The organism is Bacteroides stercoris ATCC 43183 (assembly GCF_025147325.1).
Classification (GTDB): domain Bacteria; phylum Bacteroidota; class Bacteroidia; order Bacteroidales; family Bacteroidaceae; genus Bacteroides; species Bacteroides stercoris.
The window spans coordinates 3,164,326-3,183,939 of record NZ_CP102262.1 but is presented as its reverse complement, the minus strand read 5'-3'; the positions used below and the strand labels follow the sequence as shown (position 1 = coordinate 3,183,939).

Genomic DNA, 19,614 nt, shown 5'->3' with positions numbered 1-19,614 from the left:
CGCTTTTTTTCTTATCTTTGTACCGAAATTTCGTGTGCAGGAGTCTCACACTTCATCTCGAACATTATATTTTATACTTTATATTTATACTTAACTCACATGGCAACAGTAGACGATAAGAAAATTATCTTTTCTATGGTAGGGCTGAACAAGACCATTCAGCAGAACAATAAGCAGGTGTTGAAGAACATCTACCTCTCGTTCTTCTACGGAGCGAAAATCGGTATCATCGGTTTGAACGGTTCGGGTAAATCGACCTTGCTGAAGATTATCGCCGGCTTGGACAAATCCTATCAGGGCGAAGTGGTGTTCTCGCCCGGATATTCGGTAGGATATTTGGCTCAGGAGCCTTACCTCGATCCCGCGAAGACAGTGAAAGAAGTGGTGATGGAAGGCGTACAGCCCATTGTAGATGCGCTGGCAGAGTACGAGGAAATCAATCAGAAGTTCGGACTGCCCGAATACTACGAAGATCAGGACAAGATGGACAAGCTCTTCACCCGTCAGGCGGAGCTGCAGGACATCATCGACGCTACCGATGCCTGGAATCTCGACAGTAAGCTGGAGCGTGCGATGGATGCGCTTCGTTGTCCACCCGAAGACCAGTCGGTAGAACATCTTTCCGGTGGTGAACGCCGTCGTGTGGCGCTCTGTCGTCTGTTGCTTCAAAAGCCCGACATACTGCTCCTCGATGAGCCTACCAACCACCTTGATGCCGAATCCATCGACTGGCTGGAGCAGCACTTGCAGCAGTACGAAGGTACGGTAATTGCTGTAACTCACGACCGGTACTTCCTTGACCATGTGGCAGGCTGGATACTTGAACTCGATCGTGGCGAAGGTATTCCCTGGAAAGGCAACTACTCCAGCTGGCTCGAACAAAAGACCAAGCGCATGGAGCAGGAAGAAAAGACTGCCAGCAAACGCCGCAAGACGCTGGAACGCGAGCTGGAGTGGGTGCGTATGGCTCCCAAAGCCCGTCAGGCAAAGGGAAAAGCCCGTCTGAACTCTTACGACAAACTGCTGAACGAAGACGTGAAGGAGAAAGAAGAGAAGCTCGAAATCTTCATCCCCAACGGTCCCCGTCTGGGCAACAAGGTTATTGAGGCTAAGCATGTAGCAAAAGCTTTTGGCGACAAACTCTTGTTTGACGACCTTAACTTCATGTTGCCGCCTAATGGTATTGTAGGCATCATTGGTCCTAACGGAGCGGGTAAAACCACCCTTTTCCGCCTTATTATGGGGCTGGATACGCCCGATAGTGGCGAGTTCGAGGTAGGAGAGACCGTAAAAGTAGCCTATGTGGACCAGCAGCACAAGGATATCGATCCCAATAAGAGCGTTTATCAGGTAATTTCCGGCGGCAACGACCTCATCCGCATGGGTGGGCGCGATATCAATGCCCGTGCCTACTTGTCGCGTTTCAATTTTTCCGGTGCAGATCAGGAAAAGCTTTGCGGTGTACTTTCCGGCGGTGAGCGCAACCGTCTTCACCTGGCTCTTTGTCTCAAGGAAGAAGGCAATGTGTTGCTTCTTGACGAACCTACCAATGACATTGACGTCAATACACTGCGTGCTCTCGAAGAAGGTCTTGAGGATTTTGCCGGATGTGCTGTTGTCATCAGTCACGACCGTTGGTTCCTCGACCGTATCTGTACGCATATTCTTGCATTTGAAGGCGATTCTAATGTATTTTTCTTTGAAGGCTCCTATTCGGAGTACGAAGAAAATAAACTGAAACGTTTGGGTAAGGAAGAACCTACTCGCGTTCGTTATAGAAAGTTAATGAATGATTAGTCCGGGTTTTAAACTGAAAGTATACCTGCTTTATCTGTAATAAAAAGAAACTCTGCAAGATATTTGTGGAGTTTCTTTTTTTTAAAAAGTTTTTAGAATACTTTATTAGGCTGAAAAAATGTAGTGCAAACGTAATAATTATTTGATATATAAATAGTATATTTGCAACTCAATATCATTTTAAACTTTAATTAACACTATCTATTAACAAAAAGCAGAATTATGAGAAAACATCTAATTCAATTTCTGTTGGTTGCCGTGTTGTTGGTATTTACTTCCGCAGCATGGGCTCAGACCACAGTGCATGGTCAGCTTGTCGACGCTGAAACCGGCGAACCTTTGGTAGGTGCTGCCGTTATGGTAGAGGGAACCACTCAAGGTTCCGTGACCGACATTGACGGCTATTTCAAGCAAAGCGTTGCTTCGAATGCCACATTACTTTTCAAATACATCGGTTATAAAGACCAGAAGAAAAAGATTACACAGAAAGGCGCTTCCGTAGAGTTGGGGACCATCAAGATGCAACCTGATGCAGTGATGCTGTCGGATGTGACGATTACATCGTCCGTTGCAGTGGCTCGTAAAACTCCGGTAGCGGTATCTACCGTAGACCCGGTGTTCATTGAAGAAAAACTCGGTTCGCAGGAGTTTCCCGAAATTCTGAAATCCACTCCGGGTATCTATACCACTAAAGACGGTGGTGGTTATGGTGATGCCCAAACACGTATCCGCGGTTTCAAGAGTGAGAACGTGGCTATGATGATTAACGGTGTGCCTATGAACGGTATGGAGAATCAGAAGGTGTACTGGTCCAACTGGGCCGGACTGTCCGATGTAACCCGTAGCATGCAGGTACAGCGCGGTTTGGGTGCTGCCAAAGTATCTGTTCCGGCAGTGGGCGGTTCTATTAACATCGTAACAAAGAGTACGGAAGCCAAGAGAGGCGGATTCGTATCTTACGGCATGGGTAACGACGGTTACAATAAAATCCTTTTCAGCGTATCGTCTGGTCTGTCCAAAGATGGCTGGGCATTCACGTTGCTGGGTGGTAAGACCTGGGGCGACGGATACATCCAGGGTACGGATTTCGAAGGTTACAACTGGTTTGCCAGCATCGCTAAGCGTTTCAACGACAATCACCAGTTGTCTCTTACTGCGTTCGGTGCTCCGCAGTGGCACAATCAGCGCAACAACCAGAACGGACTCACCATCAAGGAATGGCAGCGCGTGCAGAAATATATGGGTGAGAAAAGCCCTTATAGATACAACCCGACTTTCGGTTACAGAAATGGGCAGGCATACAACTCGTCCAGAAACTCCTATCATAAACCGCAGATTTCACTGAACCACTTGTGGCAGATAGACCGCAAATCAAGTTTGAGTACGGCATTGTACGTATCCATCGGTCGTGGTAACGGTTACAGCGGTTCGGGTGACGCTGCCAACCGTAGCCGTTGGTATGGTGCAAGTAACGGATTGGTGAACAATGATTTCCGCGAAGCAGACGGAACTTTCGCTTACGACGAGGTAGAAGCTTTGAATGAAACCAGCACCACTGGTTCCAAGATGATTATGGGTAAGTCTATGAACAACCACATGTGGTACGGATTGCTTTCTACTTATACCACCAAGTTTGGTGAAAACTTCGACTTCTATGGCGGTATCGATTTACGCTATTATAAAGGTTTGCATCAGAATGTCATTGTAGACCTTTTCGGCGGCGACTATTTTATCGATGCTGAAAATCGTGGTAAAATTTTGGCCGAGAATAATCCGGCAGCTGCTGACCCCAATTTCAAGAACCAGAAGTTGGGTGTGGGTGATGTATATTACCGCGACTACGATGGTTTTGTAATGTCCGAGGGCGCATTCGCACAGCTTGAGTACAATCGCGACAAGCTCAGCGCATTCGTTTCCGGTGGTCTTTCCAACACCGGTTATTGGCGTTACGATCGTATGTACTATAGCAAGGACAAGGCTAAATCCGATACCAAGAACTATTTGGGTGGAAACATAAAGGGTGGTGTTAACTACAATCTTAATGAAAAGAATAACGTGTTCATCAATGCTGGTTTCATCACCCGTGCTCCAATGTTCGATACCTCTTTCGTTAATTCGCAAAACTCTCATGCCCGCAACGAAGATGCCAAGAACGAAAAAATCATGTCTTTCGAAGTTGGTTACGGCTATCGTAGCGGCATATTCACAGCCAACCTCAATGCCTATTACACCCGTTGGATGGATAAGGCTTTGTATGATTCTGGCGATTTTGACTATAATGTGGATGGACAGAACATCAAGGATCGTTATACCTTGAATATGACTGGAGCCAATGCCAACCATTTGGGTGTTGAGCTTGACTTTGCAATCCGCCCGTTGAGATGGTTGGACATCAACGGTATGTTCTCTTGGGGTGACTGGCGTTGGAACGGTAATGCCAGCGGATATTATTACAATGCTGCCGGTCAGTTGATGACAGACTTCAAGGGTGGTACATTGGCTGATATGTCACAAGCTTCCAACTACAAGGCCAATATTAAAATGGATAATGTATACGTAGGCGGTTCAGCGCAGACTACGGCCGCTCTGGGCGTGAACATCCGTCCTATGAAGGGATTGCGTATTTCGGCAGACTGGAACTTCTTTGCGCGTAACTTTGCCGACTATGACATCGATGCAGGCAATGCCGGTTTCGGCGATGAAATCGTAGTGGTTAGCCCATGGGAGATTCCCTCGTACAGCACGTTCGACCTGAGTGCGGGATACTCTTTCGACTTTGGTAAGGTACGCGCTACACTGAGCGGTAACGTCAACAACCTCTTCGACCAGGAATACATCGCTGATGCCCGTGATGGCGGCAGCCACAACTGGGAGACGGCTACACGTGTACTCTACGGCTTTGGACGTACTTACTCCGTAAGACTGAAGTTCAATTTCTAAACCTTTAAGAACTACGATTATGAATAAAAAGTTTATATACAGTTTGTGTGCGGCCGCTTTTCTGATGACGGGCTGCGATTACAACGAGGACAACTTCCCTGGTTACGATGAAGGTGGGCGTCCTACTGATGTTGCCAAGATTGTTTACACGCTTACCGATGCCGATTACGATGCGATGGGCAAGGATGTGAAGAAGAACAAATACTTCTCTGCTGATGCCATGCCTGATGATTACATACCGGACTGGTTGGCCAAAACTTACCTGGGAGCGGATTTGAACTCCTCGGCAAAGATTACGTATCGTTTCAAGACGGTATACCCCAAGTATAACGATATTCCGTATCTGCAACTCACAGAAGAAGATTATACTATTATTCATGGAGAAGGGTATTATGGAGCCTATCTGAATGAGGATACAGAAAGTAAAATGTATAAGATACTGAATGAAAAGTATGCTGATGCCGAGGACGGTGCATTCTCTTTCATAGAGTATCAGTACAATAAGGATGCTAAACCGGAAAAAGTGGAAACCCCTATTGCCAAATACGATTTTGAAGATTTGACCAAGGGTGATTTGGAGAAAATATCCGGTTGGTACATCAGTGCTAAAGGTAATAAATGGACTGTAGGCGAATACAGTAAGAATAAGTATCTGCAATTTACAGCCAACAAGGCTGACGGTCCTGCGGAAGCTTGGTTGGTAACTCCTGCCATTAAAGTAGAAGGAGCCGACAAGAAGTTTGCATGGGATGTTAAAGTAGGATATTGGAAACATGACGGCTTGCAAGTACTCATTTCAACCGATTTTGACGGTAAGGATGTAACTAAGGCGACTTGGGATGATGTGACAAGTAAGTTTACAATTCCTCAAGAACCTGCAAAAAACTGGGGAGACTTTGGTCAAGCAGGCATCATGAATTTGGATGATTATGCGGATAAGACTATTCATATTGCTTTCCACTATACAGGAGATCCGGAAGAAGGTAAAACTACCAGTTATCAGATTGACAATATCGTAGTGGGTAAGGACATTCCTACTGTAGTCAATACTGAACTGCGTTTTGCTTTGTATGAACGTAAAAAGAACAAGTGGGAACTCTTTAAAAACTCTGCTGCGGCACAATTTATTGCATTGGATGATTATACGAGCATGGGTACTGATGACGGACAACCGGGTAAGGACTATTCTTTCAGTTCTACCGTCAAGGCAGAAAACTACATTCCGCGTTATTTGACTAATGCCGATGAACTGCTTTACCCGATAGGCGGCGACACTTGCACCGTAATCTACCGTTATTATGCAGGTAGTGGTAAATACCAGGCCAATGCCGACCAGTACATCTACAACGACACCGTTAACGTATGGCAATACTGTGACAACATCGTTATTGAAACAAGACCTTACGCTTACAACGGTACGGAATGGTTGTATTCTCCGAGCATCCTCATCAATCTGCCCGTAGAGAAAAATAATGCTGAAGTATCTGCATTCTATCAGGCCATTACGGATTGGGTAAAAGAGAATCATTCTGAATACGTAACCTCTTATGGCAATAATGATTACTATTACGGCGGTTCGGCTTATCAGAACAACTTCGACTTCCGCGTAAGCGCATGGCAAGGACAGGGCACGTACGATGGCATGTCTTCCGATGAAATCACTGCACTGATGTGGGAGCGTCTGCCCGAAGCCTTCCCGCATGCACTGGAAGTCCTTTATGCTGATGCTGCACCAGCCGATAATGGTGTAGACGTAATTTATACGATAAACTTCGGTATATACGATGGTAGCTCTACCACTACCTATACCATACAGTATAAAGTGATTGGCAAAGGAAAGTTCGAATACGTTGAAGACTCTTTGCAGAAAGCGGCTGTATAGCATATTGCTGATATAAGCTGTCAGACAGAGATTTGAAAAGGCGCGGATTACGCGGATTTCACGAGATGTTTTTATTCGTGGAGTCGGTGTAGTCCGCGTCTCTTTTTGAGGATATGTTTGTTGCCGTTACCTTTCGGGTTAGGATTTGGATTGTGATATATCACTACTTGAGCATTGAGATAGTTCAGTAGTAAACTTTTTACGAGTACTCGGAGTGGATGATATTGTTATACAGTGAGGTGTTCTTGCTCACTCTTAGCAAATTCGGTACAAGCTGTTGCTGCGGTGGTTACAGGCTTCAAAATTTGATAACGATAAGTAAGATCAGGTAATGTTTCTGTCATGCGGGTCATTTCTTCTTTTTATTGTATTATTTATCCATAATCATGCAAATAATAGCAAAAAGTGTTATCTTTGAGCATCTTTCTTTCCGTAAGGGGAGTGAGGTGCATTTTTTCGATGCGGGTGTTTCCCAAACATGTTTTTGTAAAGCAGATAAGATAACCCCTTACATAACCCCAAAAAATAAACTAATGGATAAAAGTCCTCTATGCACCTGCCTGATAAAGCAGGATTTGGAAGAAGCCGCCGATCCTTATGAGTTTCTTGATAAAAACTACTCGATTTCCGGTATTCTCGACAATTTGGATAAACTCTCCCCAAGAGAATTGAAATGTGCTTGCTGCCTGTTCGGTGTGGCATTGCAGAAAGCCTGCAAGAAGAAAAGGCGGTGGTAGAGGATGGCATAGTATTGTTTGTCTTTATAAGAAGCATGGCGGGTCGGTTATGCGACAAATAAAATCAGGCTTAATTCTTAAAAAATGTAGCATGATTGTAATGCATTTATATATTATTTTGCTTATCTTTGCCAATGTTTTCAAAAATATAACATTTTAAGAAACTAATTAAAAGCTATTATGTTAAAAGTGTTAAGACTTATTTTTACGTTTATGCTGGTTCTGACGGCTGCGGGCGTAAATGCGCAGGTTACGACTTCCGCTATCAGCGGTAAGGTGACCGACGAACAGAATGAGACGGTAATCGGAGCGACGATTGTTGCCGTTCATGAGCCTTCCGGTACACAGTACGGTGCTATTACCAATGTGGATGGACGTTACACGATTCAGGGTATGCGTACGGGTGGTCCGTACAAGCTTACAGTGTCTTATGTAGGTTATCAGAGCGCAGTGTTCACCGGTATCATGTTGGAATTAGGTAACACTTATACACAAAACGTAAAACTGCACCCCAGTTCGGAATTGCTGGATGAAGTGGTTGTCGTAGCCGATGCCAAAACACAAAGCGGTGCTGCTACCAACTTCTCTGCCAACTCTATTGAAAATACTCCGACTGTAGACCGTAACATCTACGACATCGTGAAGAACAGTCCGTTGGCTATGACTTCCAAAAACGGCGGTATCACTTTCGTAGGCTCCAACAACCGTTACAACAGTTTCCAGATTGACGGTACGGTGGCCAACGATGTGTTCGGTCTTTCTGCCGGTGGTACGAACGGTGCTCAGACAGGCGCCAATCCTATTTCTATGGATGCCATTCAGGAAATTCAGGTAGTGGTGGCTCCCTACGACGTTCGCCAAAGCGGATTTACGGGCGGCGGTATCAACGCCATCACCAAGCAGGGTACGAACGAAACCCACGGTTCCGCTTACACTTATTTCAACAACCAGAATATGTATGGCAAGTATAGTGCCGTACGCGGTTACGAAAAGTCGCCGATGTCCCAGCAGTTCGACCGTACCTACGGTGGTACGTTGGGTGGTGCCATTATCAAGAACAAACTGTTCTACTTTGTCAGTGCAGAAGGTAAGAAGAACAGCTATCCTTCAAGCACTTATCCGGGATATACCACTAATTACATCACCAGCGCCACTGCCAAGCAGATTGCCGACCAATACAAGAAGCTCACCGGTATAGAAGAAACTTACGGTGAACGTGATATCGAACAGAAATCTTTCGGTCTTCTGGCACGTGTGGACTGGAATATCAGCGAAAAGCATAAACTTGCCGTACGCTACCAGCACAACAACTCTTATAAAGATGTGTACGGAGCAAATTCCACCACTTACTATTTCGGCAACAGCGGTTATCGCATGAATAACAAGATGAATTCGGTAGTGGCCGAGTTGAACTCTCGTCTGGGAGATAACCTCTACAACGAGTTGCGTGCGTCGGGTACGTTTGTCCGTGACTTCCGCGATACGGAATATTCAGGTCCTTGCGTACAAATCAGCAATGTCACAGGCGGTGACGGTGAAACTAAGATTACAGCCAATATCGGTACGGAGTTCTCTTCCGGTGCCAACAAGCTGAATCAGGATGTGTATAGCTTTGAGGATAACCTCTCTTGGTATCTTGGCAACCATACACTGACTTTCGGTACTCACAACGAAATCTACAAAATCAGCAACTTGTTTATCCAGGCTTCGGAAGGTGCATGGTACTATAACTCTTTGGATTACTTCCTGCAAGACAAGCCCTACAAGTTTACTTACAAGTACAGCGACCCCGACATGACGGGTGGTAACCTGAAATATGCTCCTGTTATGAAAGCTGGCCAGTTCGGTTTCTATGCTCAGGACAAATGGGTAGTGTCAAGAGACTTCAACTTCACTTACGGTATCCGCTTCGATATTCCTCTGCTGTTCAACAAACCTACTGTGAATCCTACTTTCAACGACTTTGCAGCCGGACGTAATATGGGTGTGCGCGTAGGCGAAACTCCGAGTGCCAAGCTGATGGTTTCACCGCGTGTGGGCTTTAGCTGGTATATCGACGAAGAACATCGCACGCTTATCCGTGGTGGTGTAGGTATCTTTACCGGTCGTGTACCGTTTGTGTGGCTCAGTAACTCGTTCAACAATACGGGTATGGAACAGAAAGGTACTACTCTCCAGCCCAAGGATGAATCGGGCAAGAACGATACCAATGAAGCTCCTTCATTGGGAGAATACAAGGATAATCCGCTGGCTGCCGCTACAGGAAGCATGAAGCAGGATATCGTGACTACCGACAAGAAGTTCAAGTATCCGCAGGTATTGCGTGCCAATCTGGCTTGGGAACAGTTCTTGCCGGGTGATGTGAAGATGACTCTCGAGGGTGTTTACTCCAAGACCATGAATAATGTATTCTTCGAGAATCTTGCTCTTGTGGAAAACGGACAGGTGTATGCCGTTCCGGGTGTAGAGGCTTCCGCTTCTCCTTCTTATAAGGTACAGGCGGGTGACTATTACTCTATTATCAACCTGAAGAATACAAACAAGGGTTATAGCTATGCTCTTTCGGCCTTGCTGGAGAAACACTTCGGGTTCGGTCTTGACATGTCTGCATCTTATACCTTCGGACACTCCAAGTCTGTAAACGACGGAACTTCTTCCGTTGCCTACTCTAACTGGAAGTACAACTACTCCCGCGACACCAACAGCGGTAATGAACTGGGTTTCTCCAAGTTCGATATTCCTCACCGCGTAATGGCTCAGGTGGCTTATACTACTCCGAAATACTGGAACAACTGGATGAGCACTTCTATCTCTGTTATCTATAACGGATTCTCCGGAAACCGTTACAGCCTGACCATGAATGAAACTTCCGACTTCAACGGCGACGGACAGAAGGGTAACTCCCTGCTGTATATTCCGACTGACGAAGAGTTGGATAAGATGAAGTTCGTGGACGCTACAAACAAAAAGGGAGAAGTAACCATGACTGCCGAAGAAAGCCGCCAAGCTTTCAAACAGTGGATTGAAGGTGATGCTTATGCCAAGGATCATCGCGGACAGTATGCCGAGCGTAATTCCAACCTCACCAAGTGGGAACATGAAATCAATCTCCATCTGGCTCAGACCATCTATAATCCTAAGGGGTTGGGCAAACTGGAATTTACTTTCGACATTATCAACTTTGCCAATATGTTGAACAAGAAATGGGGAGCAACCTATGGTTCACTCTATAACCTTTCACCGATTTCCGTTACAAAACTGACAACGGTGGACGGTCAGACCACTCCTAACTATATTTACAACAAGTCCGAAATCACCAAGAGCGATGTTTCCTCACGCTGGCATGCTCAGGTGGGTATCCGCTTGACGTTCTAAGGATATTTTTGTTCATGTTTATTTTTACGGTAGAGCTGTTCCGGGAAACCGGGGCAGCTCTATTTTTTTATTGTACCTTGAGCGTAAGAGGAAATACGGTATAGCAGAGTGGAGGGTGTTTGGAATCGTCTTTTAATACTTCACCGTAAATATCACCGGGTTGTGGTCACTGCATAAATCCAGATTAGGAGAGTAGTAGTCGGTGCATTCCAGCTCCGGTGAGTGGAAGGCATAGTCGATGCGTAGCATGCGCTTGCCGTAACGGTAGGTGTACATATAACCGTGTCCGCCTGTCTTGAAGCCGTCCTTGAGGCTCTCGGAGAACCGGTGATAGGTGTAGGATGAGGGTAGGGAGTTGAAGTCTCCGCACACCAGTACGGGGTGAGGGCTGGCAGTAGCGAGCTGACAGATGCTGTCGGTCTGGAAAGCACGTTTCACGAAGTTTTCATGCAGGGTTTCCGCTGCATCCTGTACGGCTTGCGCTTCACGGCGTGTATTGTCGGCGGCAAGTTCGCGTTCCCATTTTTTACGGTTCTGGCTGACACTGGTAGTTTGCAGGTGATTGTTCAGCAAGCGGATGGTATCTGTATTCAGAATGATGTCGCACAGCATGCTGCAATTGGCGCTGTGAGGGTAGGTGATGAAACGTCCGCCGATAAGCGGGTAGCGGCTGAATACGGCGATGGGGAGGATGCCGCGGATGGAGTCGTCTGCGGGGATAATGGCATATTGCCAATGGGAAAGGGCACGACGCAGACTGTCTGCCGTGAAGTGTTTGTTTTCGCCGAATTCCTGAAAGCAGAGTACATCGACGTGTTGTTGCTGCATGTACTTGGCAATCTGTTTGCAGGAGTAGCCGGTAATTTCGTTTCCGAAGTTATGGACGTTATAGGTGGCTACGGTGAGGTAACCGCTGTTTTTGCCTTGCCGGTTCGGTGCCGGTGCGGTGGCGGGTACTTCGTGGGGAGAGCCGAAACGGATAACAGCTGTAAGGTATTCCCAGTTGAAGAAGAAAGCCGTCAGCGTGACGAACGCCCATTTCCTGCGTGCCAATGCCCAGCAGAGGGCAACAATCAGGCAGGACACCAGCAGTACCGGTACGGCAAGTCCCAGCAAGGGCATGATGGTGGAATGTTCCGGATGGTAATGCCCGGAACGGGATGCGATGATGGTGACAACAGCCAGTGCAAATGTGGTAGCTATCAGTATCAGATGAAACAGACCTTTGACGGCGGTTTTTCCCATGATTAACGCAGGTGTGTTTTATAAAAGTGTGGCGAAAGCCCCGGCTACAAGCTTGCCGGAGCTTTCGTCACACCCTTTTGCTGGTTATTTTATTACTGAATTAATCGGCTTTCCGTCCAAGAAAGCTTTTATATTATCCAGCATGATTTGCATGAGGCGTTCGCGTGCGGCGGCGCTTGCCCAGGCTATGTGCGGGGTGATGTAGCAGTTTCGGGCGGTGAGCAGCGGGTTGTCGGCACGGGGCGGTTCCTGCGAAAGCACATCCAGTCCGGCGGCAAAGATGGTGCCGTTGTTCAGTGCATCGGCAAGGTCTTGCTCGTTGACCAGCGGACCGCGTCCGGTGTTGATGAGGATGGCGTTGGGCTTCATCTGTTTCAAGCGGGCGGCATTGACCAGTTCACGGGTGGAGTCGGTGAGGGGGCAGTGCAGGCTGATGATGTCGCAGTTGGCAAAAAGTTCATCGAGCTCCGTTTTCTTGATTTCGGGAGGAAGCTGGAAAGGCGATTTGGATGTGTATGCATGTACTTCCATGCCGAAGCCGATGGCGATGCGGGCGGTGTTGTAGCCGGTTTGCCCAAGACCGATGATACCGATTTTCTTGCCACTCAGTTCGATGAGCGGAGTGTCCCAGAAGCAGAAATCGGGGCTGTTGATCCAACGGCCTTTGTGTATCTCGTCGGTGTAGTGCTGCACCCGTTGGGTGATGTTGAGGATGTGGGCAAAAACCATTTGCGCAACGGACGGGGTGCTGTATGCCGGGATGTTGGTGACCGTGATACCCCGTTCTTTGGCAGCGGCGGTATCAATGATGTTGTATCCGGTGGCAAGTACGCCGATGTATTTCAACTGGGGCAGGGCTGCGATGGTTGTTGCATCGAGCACTACTTTGTTCGTCAGCAGGATGTCTGCTCCGGCAGCACGTTCAAGCACTTCGGCAGGGGCGGTACGGTCGTAAACGGTACATTCGCCCAGGCTCTTCAGTTCGTCCCAGGAGAGGTCTCCGGGGTTGGCGGCATAGCCGTCGAGGACTACTATTTTCATAAGTGTTATTATAAGTTGTTTCTAATGTTGTTCTGCAGAATTTCCATTTCTAAAATCTTTCCTTTCCCCACAGGGCCTGCATCCTTTCTTTATGCTTTTGTTCGGCGGCATTTGCTTGCGGCTCCCAGATGCGGCGGTCTTTCAGTTCGTCGGGCAGGAACTGCTGGCGCACGAAGTTGCCGGGGTAGTCGTGGGCATATTTATAGTTGTCGCCATAGCCAAGCTGTTTCATCAGTTTGGTGGGGGCGTTGCGCAGGTGCAGGGGAACGGGCAGGTTGCCGGTTTGCCGCACCAGTTCGAGTGCATCGTTGATGGCCATATAGGCCGAGTTGCTCTTGGGACTGGTGGCGAGGTAGATGGTCGTCTCCGCCAGCGGGATGCGTCCTTCGGGCCAGCCCACTTTCATGATGGTATCGAAGCAGGCGTTGGCCAGCAGCAGTGCGTTGGGGTTTGCCAGCCCGATGTCCTCGGAAGCGGAGATAACGAGACGGCGGGCTATGAAAGCAGGGTCTTCACCGCCCTCTACCATGCGTGCCAGCCAGTAAATGGCTCCGTCCGGGTCGCTGCCGCGGATGGACTTGATAAAGGCGGAGATGATGTCGTAGTGCATCTCCCCGTCTTTGTCGTAGGCGAGGGGATTCTGCTGGAGACGCTCGGTCACCATCTCGTCGGTGATGACAACGGGGTCTGCGGTTTCGGACTGCACCACGAGGTCAAGGATATTAAGCAGTTTGCGGGCATCGCCGCCGCTGTAGCGGAGCATGGCGGTAGTCTCCTTGAGCTCTATCTGCCGTTCTTTCAGTTGCACATCCGTGGTTATGGCGCGCTGGAGCAGTTCCAGCAAGTCATCCTTTTCCAGTGATTTCAGTACGTAGAGCTGGCAGCGGGAGAGCAGCGGGCGGATTACTTCGAACGAGGGGTTCTCGGTGGTGGCGCCTATCAGCGTCACCGTTCCCTGCTCCACAGCGCCCAGCAGCGAGTCCTGCTGCGACTTGCTGAAACGATGGATTTCGTCAATGAACAGTATCGGGCTTGCCTGCGAGAAGAAGCGATTGCTTTTGGCGCGGTCTATCACATCGCGCACATCCTTCACCCCGCTGGTCACGGCACTGAGTGTGTAGAACGGCGTCTCCAGCTTATTGGCTATAATCTGCGCAAGCGTCGTCTTACCCACTCCTGGCGGGCCCCACAGAATGAACGAGGAGATACGTCCCGCATCAATCATCTTACGAAGCACAGCCCCCGGTCCCACCAGGTGCTTCTGCCCGATATATTCGTCTAATGTCTTGGGTCTGAGTCTTTCTGCTAAAGGTTGCATGGGGTTAGCGATTAGGGGTTAGTGATTAGTGATTAGGGGGCAGATTCTTTTTACGGGTGATGATGGAAGAGGTTATCATCTTCATCAGTTCCGTACAATCGGTATCCAAGGACACATATTGCTCTGTGGTGATGTAGTTTGTTTTATTTAGCAATTCGAGCCAGTATAGGGTTTCTGAACATTCCTTTTGAGCAACGGAATATTTGTGTATAAAGTCGGCTGGGGACTCGGCAAATTGCCCTTCCCTGATATTGGCTCCCACAGATGTACCGCTTCTTAGTATTTGTTTAGACATAATTCTTTCCTGTTTGGTTTCATTCAAGAAATTATATAAATTCACAATGCGTATAGCAAAGTTCATTGATTTGTTTTTTAATATTCCCTCTCCCATATAACCGCTCCTCGCTCATCACTAATCACTAATCGCTAATCACTAACTAAAAAATCATCAATATCATAAAGCGCACTCCGCCTTTCTTCACCCCCGGGATGTCGGTATAGGTGAGGCGGCGCACATATTCTATATGCAGCAGCTTGAAGATGTTGTAGATGCCTACGCTGGCTTCAATGTAAGGGGTCTTGCCCATGACATGGCTGGTGGGCACGCCGTCGCGCATCGGAAAGAGGAAGAGGTCGGGGTTGCTGCTTTTGTAGGGGTTGTTCTTGTCCGTGAGCGTGCCCCACATGCCGCGGATGCGGAACATCTCTCTCCATTTCAGTTTCTTGATGAGGGGGATGCGGTTGAAGAGCTTCCCGTTCATGTCGTAGCTGAGAGCGAGCGAGGCGTAGCGGTCGTTCAGGAACTCCATGTTGTCGATGAGGTTGAACGATTCGTTGTTCTGAGTGATGTATGAGAGGTTCGCCATGGGCAGGTTCAGCAGCGGGAAAGGAACGGTGTTCCACTGCGCGCCGGCACGGGCGGTAACGTCCAGCTTACCCCACGAACCGAACCAGAAACGTTTACGGATGCTGGCTTCCGTGAGGTTGAAGTTGTATTCGCCGCCCAGCACGCCTTTCAGACCGACGGTGTGCGAGAGGGTGAACGTGGGGGCGTCCAGCGACACGGGAACACGGCGTTGCTTGGTGTTGACAAACGTTTCGCCGGGAGAGTAGCGCAGGGTCACTCCGAGTTCGGTGGTGGTGATGTCGTGCACCAGGGTATTTTTCTCGTCCCATTCGCCGGGGGTAGTGCCGTTGTTCTTCCAGTATTGCAGCATGCCGGCGGGCTGGTCGTTGCGGTGGCGCGCCATGGCCTTGACGGAGAAGCCGGTATTGGTTTCCAGCTCGTAGGTCAGGGTGGCGTCGCGCATGTACGACATCTGGTCTACGGTAGTCCATTTCCAGCCTACGAACATATTGTCCTTGTCCGTAGCCAGATACTTGTCCATAGGAGACATCACATCGTAGGTGTACTGGAAAGCGAGGTAGTGCTTGGGAAATTCCCAAAGGACGTACTCGCGCTTGTTGAAAGAGTAGGCAGCCTGTCCGGAGTAGAACCACTTCTTGTCGCGCGTGCCGTAGGCGCCGTAACCGCTGAAGCTCCAGTGCGGATGCAGGTTACCGGTGGTCATGCCACTGAGACGGAAACGGGTTCCGTTCACGTAGTTGCTGGTAATCATGGTGTTGATAGGGCCGAAGTCGAACTTGCTGGGGTGCTTCTTGCTGCCCGTCTCCACGAAGTTCTCGATAAGCGCCTTGGCACCGAAAATGACGTACTTGAAGCCCGGTATCTGCTCGATGCGGTTCATGAACACGTCCATGGAACTTTCCTTTTTGGTGAGCGGCACCTGGCGCACTTTGGCCCAGTATTCGTCGCTCTTGGCAAGCATGTTGGCTTCCTTGATGACGCTGCCTTTCAGGCGGAACAGGCGGGGTTCTATCTCGTCGAATTTATAGTCGCTGTACTTGGTGGTGCGCTGCACTTCCAGGCCTTGTATGCCTTTCATCAGGGCGAGTTCCACGGTCATGTCGTCGTCGGTGAGCACCCAGTTGCTGTCGGGCAGTTGCTCAAACTGCTGCACGATGTCGAGGTTCTTCACGAAGTTGACACCCGTCTTTTTGGGCAGGTTCATCACGGCTTTCTTTACGGCATAGGTGGAGTCTTTCACTACGTACAGATGTCCTGTGAAACCGAAGTCCTGCGGGTTCTGCGGCACGAAGGTGAGGTGCACGCACTCCTGCTTGTCCACCATGAGGGTATCCATCAGGTAGAACTTATAGAAGCTGATGGCTCCGCGTCCGATAGGGCTTACGAAGCGGCGTTGCAGCAGGCGGATGTCATCGTCGTAGATATTGACGTCGGAAAAGACATCGGTAAGGATAGTACCTAACATATCGCCCGTGTTGAAGAACTCCTCGATGCCGTTGGAGTTCATTCCCTCGATGATGGTCTTCTCGCTTTTGGGACTTTTGCGGTAGATGGTTCTGGAAGCCGTCTCCTTGATGGAGATGGGTAGAATCATCTTGTTGGTCTTGGGCGACACTTCCACCTGGTCCTTGAAGAAAGAGAATTTCTTGTAGATGCCTTTCTCCATTTTCTCCGGCGTGACGTCGTTGATGGACATCTTCATCTTTTCGTACTTCTGGTACTGGTAGAAGTCGTTCTCCTCGAGCTTCAGGGCTTTTTTGTGCTCGATGACCTTCTTCATAAACTCCACGGCAGGATTGTTCTTGCGCGAATACTTCTCTTTCTTGGGCTTGACGACGACTTCGGAAAGCATTACATCGGCAGGCGCCAGCGCCACGTTGAGCACTTTCGTACCGGGGGCGAACTTCACTTTCTTGGTGATGTAGCCGATGGCGGAAAAGGTCAGTTCATTCCACCCCTTGCGCGTCTCCACCTGGTATTCTCCGTCGGCATTGGAGATGCCTCCTACGCCTTTTCCTTCGTATTGCACGGTGATGTACATCAACGGTTCGTGGGTGAGTGAGTCCGTTATAACGCCTCTTATCTGTGCTGATGCGCCGGCAGAGGCGAATAGTAAAAGCAAGAGGATGAGGGTAATGTTATATAGTCGTTTCATACGTTTCATAATCAAGCTGCAAAGTTAACAATTTACTGTTAATCAAGAAGCAAATATATTTTAAAGAATGAGAGGGATGTTTAAGAGGCAGAGAAACGGGCAAGGTGATGGACCGGCAGGAGAACGCTGCCTTTTTCTTCCTTTTATTTATCAATATCGGCAGGATAGGTCGGGATTTGTGCCGTATAGGAAGAATGGGGCGGATTGGAACTTTGAGCCTTTGGTATAATTGGATACTTTTGTCTTGCCGTACAGTAACGTACGATACGGAATGACTCCGAATGATAATATATGGACAGACTTGCTTAAACTATTCTTCTTTTTTACAATACTGTGTTTAGTGTGGGGAGATGTGCCGGACCAGCATTTTTTTGTATGGGCACATCTCCTTTTTTATGCGGTTTTCCGAACGCGGGTCTTATAGCTTCTCCCCGTTTATCAACGTCTGTACGATACGCTCGGCGGTGCGTCCGTCCCAGCGGTCGGGCAGGGTGGTGTGCTTCCATTCGCCGTGCAGCAGTTGGTCGAGGGCGGCGGAGAGGGCAAAGGAGTTCTCCCCAACGAGCTCGTTGGTTCCGATACGCCAGGTTTCGGGGTGCTCGGCATAGGTGTTGAGCGTGATGCAGGGCACATCGAGGAAGGTGGCTTCTTCGGCTATATTGCCGGAGTCGGTCACGATACCTTTGGCCTGGTTGATGAGGAAGCCGAAGTGCAGGTAGCTTTGAGGCGGCAGGATGTGCAGGCTGGGCATGTCAAGCCCCAATGATTTTACGGCACGCTCCACGTACGGGTGTATGGGGGCTACGATGGGCATATCGCCCGCTTTTTCGGCCACTGTCTGCATCAGCGAACCGAGTACGGCTTTCTTTTCCAGCAGGTCGTGGCGGTTCAGGGTGAGCAGGAGATAGTTGCCCTTGCGCAGTCCGAGGCTGGAGAACCAGAGCGGCTGTACAAGGCGGTGGCGGTTGTAGCGGATGGTGTCGATGAGGATATTGCCTACGTAGTGGATATACTCCGGTATCATGCCCTCCTGGTTGAGGTTGCGGTTGGCCACCATGCCGGCGGTGAAGAGATAGTCGGAGATGGCGTCTACAATCGTGCGGTTGACCTCACGCGGCATGTTCATGTCGAACGAGCGCGTGCCGGCTATGACGTGCGCCACTTTCAGTCCGCGCTTCTTGGCTACGATGGCGCAGCTCATGGTGGCGGTCATGTCGTCCACCACAAGCACCACTTGGGCGGGGTGTTCGTCGAGCTCCCGCTCGAAGGCCAGCATGATGGCGGCTGCCACCTGGGAGTGGTCGCGTCCGCTGATGCCCAGATAGGCGTCGGGCTTGCGCATGGCAAGGTCGGAGAAGAGCGAGGCGTCCAGGGTGGTGTCGTCCTGCGGTCCGGTGTAGACTATGCGATAGGATATATTTTTACCTGCCTCTCTGGCTGCGTCTATGGCGCGGCAGAGGGGAGCGATTTTCATAAAGTTGGGGCGTGCGCCCGATACGATGGTTATTTTCATTGCTGATATAAATTGGCGGTACAAAAATACACTTTCTTAGGGAAATTATTTGTTACTTTGCAAAAAAAAGAAATGCTCTCATGCCAACATTTGTTCAGATACTCGACTTTATCGGTACATTTGCTTTCGCCATCAGCGGCATACGGCTGGCTTCGGCGAAACGTTTCGACTGGTTCGGCGCTTACGTCGTGGGTTTCGTAACGGCCATCGGCGGCGGTACGATACGCGACCTGTTGCTGGATGTGACTCCCGGCTGGATGACCGACCCCATTTATCTGATATGTACCGGACTGGCATTGCTGTGGGTTATCTTCTTCGGAAAGCACCTTATTCATCTGCACAATACATTCTTTATATTCGACACCATCGGTCTGGCACTGTTTACGGTGGTGGGCGTGGGCAAGAGCCTGGCGCTGGGCTATCCTTTCTGGGTGGCCATTATCATGGGCAGCATCACCGGAGCTGCGGGCGGTGTGATACGCGATGTGTTTATCAATGAGATACCGCTCATATTCCGTAAGGAGATTTATGCGATGGCGTGCGTAGTGGGCGGTACGATGTATTGGCTTTGCGGGCTTGCCGGCATGCAGTCTTACGGCTGCCAGGTGATAGGCGGGATATCTGTGTTCATCACCCGTATTCTGGCCGTGAAATATAAGATTTGCCTGCCCATACTCTCGGGCAACGATGAGGAAGGGCAGGAGAAAGAGGGGTGACTTTATACTTTATACCTTCTCTCTCAT

12 protein-coding genes are annotated in these 19,614 nt (G+C 49.1%); 6 read left to right on the top strand and 6 right to left on the bottom strand.

Annotated elements, in window-relative coordinates; translation table 11 throughout:
• Positions 1-99 precede the first annotated feature (99 nt).
• The 5 genes from ettA (at position 100) to NQ565_RS13215 (ending at position 10,731) form a co-directional block, all read left to right on the top strand.
• Positions 100-1,797 (top strand): energy-dependent translational throttle protein EttA, encoded by a 1,698-nt coding sequence (gene ettA, locus NQ565_RS13235; RefSeq protein ID WP_005653533.1) that lies wholly within the window; start codon positions 100-102, stop codon positions 1,795-1,797.
• Between the two features lie 222 nt (positions 1,798-2,019).
• A complete protein-coding gene (locus NQ565_RS13230; RefSeq protein ID WP_005653534.1) occupies positions 2,020-4,737 on the top strand; it encodes a TonB-dependent receptor in 2,718 nt (905 codons plus the stop codon).
• Positions 4,738-4,756: 19 nt separating this feature from the next.
• Entirely contained in the window at positions 4,757-6,619 is a 1,863-nt protein-coding gene (locus NQ565_RS13225; protein WP_005653536.1) for a choice-of-anchor J domain-containing protein, read from the top strand.
• A gap of 533 nt (positions 6,620-7,152) precedes the next feature.
• A complete protein-coding gene (locus NQ565_RS13220; protein WP_040315655.1) occupies positions 7,153-7,356 on the top strand; it encodes a hypothetical protein in 204 nt (67 codons plus the stop codon).
• A 180-nt stretch (positions 7,357-7,536) separates the two neighbouring features.
• Positions 7,537-10,731 carry a TonB-dependent receptor gene (locus NQ565_RS13215; protein WP_005653539.1) on the top strand — a complete coding sequence of 1,065 codons (3,195 nt, stop codon included), beginning with the start codon at positions 7,537-7,539 and terminating at the stop codon, positions 10,729-10,731.
• A 132-nt stretch (positions 10,732-10,863) separates the two neighbouring features.
• On the opposite strand, the gene NQ565_RS13210 is transcribed toward NQ565_RS13215, so the two are convergent.
• The 6 genes from NQ565_RS13210 to NQ565_RS13185 all read right to left on the bottom strand — a co-directional run bounded on the left by NQ565_RS13210 (position 10,864) and on the right by NQ565_RS13185 (position 18,871).
• On the bottom strand, positions 10,864-11,976 hold the full coding sequence (locus NQ565_RS13210) for an endonuclease/exonuclease/phosphatase family protein (protein ID WP_005653540.1): 1,113 nt from the start codon (positions 11,974-11,976) through the stop codon (positions 10,864-10,866).
• Between the two features lie 84 nt (positions 11,977-12,060).
• Positions 12,061-13,017 carry a D-2-hydroxyacid dehydrogenase gene (locus NQ565_RS13205; RefSeq protein WP_005653542.1) on the bottom strand — a complete coding sequence of 319 codons (957 nt, stop codon included), beginning with the start codon at positions 13,015-13,017 and terminating at the stop codon, positions 12,061-12,063.
• A 49-nt stretch (positions 13,018-13,066) separates the two neighbouring features.
• Positions 13,067-14,335 (bottom strand): replication-associated recombination protein A, encoded by a 1,269-nt coding sequence (locus NQ565_RS13200; RefSeq protein ID WP_005653543.1) that lies wholly within the window; start codon positions 14,333-14,335, stop codon positions 13,067-13,069.
• A 25-nt stretch (positions 14,336-14,360) separates the two neighbouring features.
• A complete protein-coding gene (locus tag NQ565_RS13195; RefSeq protein ID WP_005653544.1) occupies positions 14,361-14,726 on the bottom strand; it encodes a four helix bundle protein in 366 nt (121 codons plus the stop codon).
• A 46-nt stretch (positions 14,727-14,772) separates the two neighbouring features.
• Positions 14,773-17,358 carry a DUF5686 and carboxypeptidase-like regulatory domain-containing protein gene (locus NQ565_RS13190; RefSeq protein WP_040315657.1) on the bottom strand — a complete coding sequence of 862 codons (2,586 nt, stop codon included), beginning with the start codon at positions 17,356-17,358 and terminating at the stop codon, positions 14,773-14,775.
• A 418-nt stretch (positions 17,359-17,776) separates the two neighbouring features.
• The gene (locus NQ565_RS13185; RefSeq protein WP_005653550.1) at positions 17,777-18,871 is read right to left on the bottom strand and encodes a UDP-N-acetyl glucosamine 2-epimerase; all 1,095 of its coding nucleotides are present in this window, start codon (positions 18,869-18,871) and stop codon (positions 17,777-17,779) included.
• A gap of 80 nt (positions 18,872-18,951) precedes the next feature.
• On the opposite strand from NQ565_RS13185, the gene NQ565_RS13180 reads away from it, so the two are divergent.
• The gene (locus NQ565_RS13180) at positions 18,952-19,587 is read left to right on the top strand and encodes a trimeric intracellular cation channel family protein (RefSeq protein ID WP_005653552.1); all 636 of its coding nucleotides are present in this window, start codon (positions 18,952-18,954) and stop codon (positions 19,585-19,587) included.
• Positions 19,588-19,614: the final 27 nt, after the last annotated feature.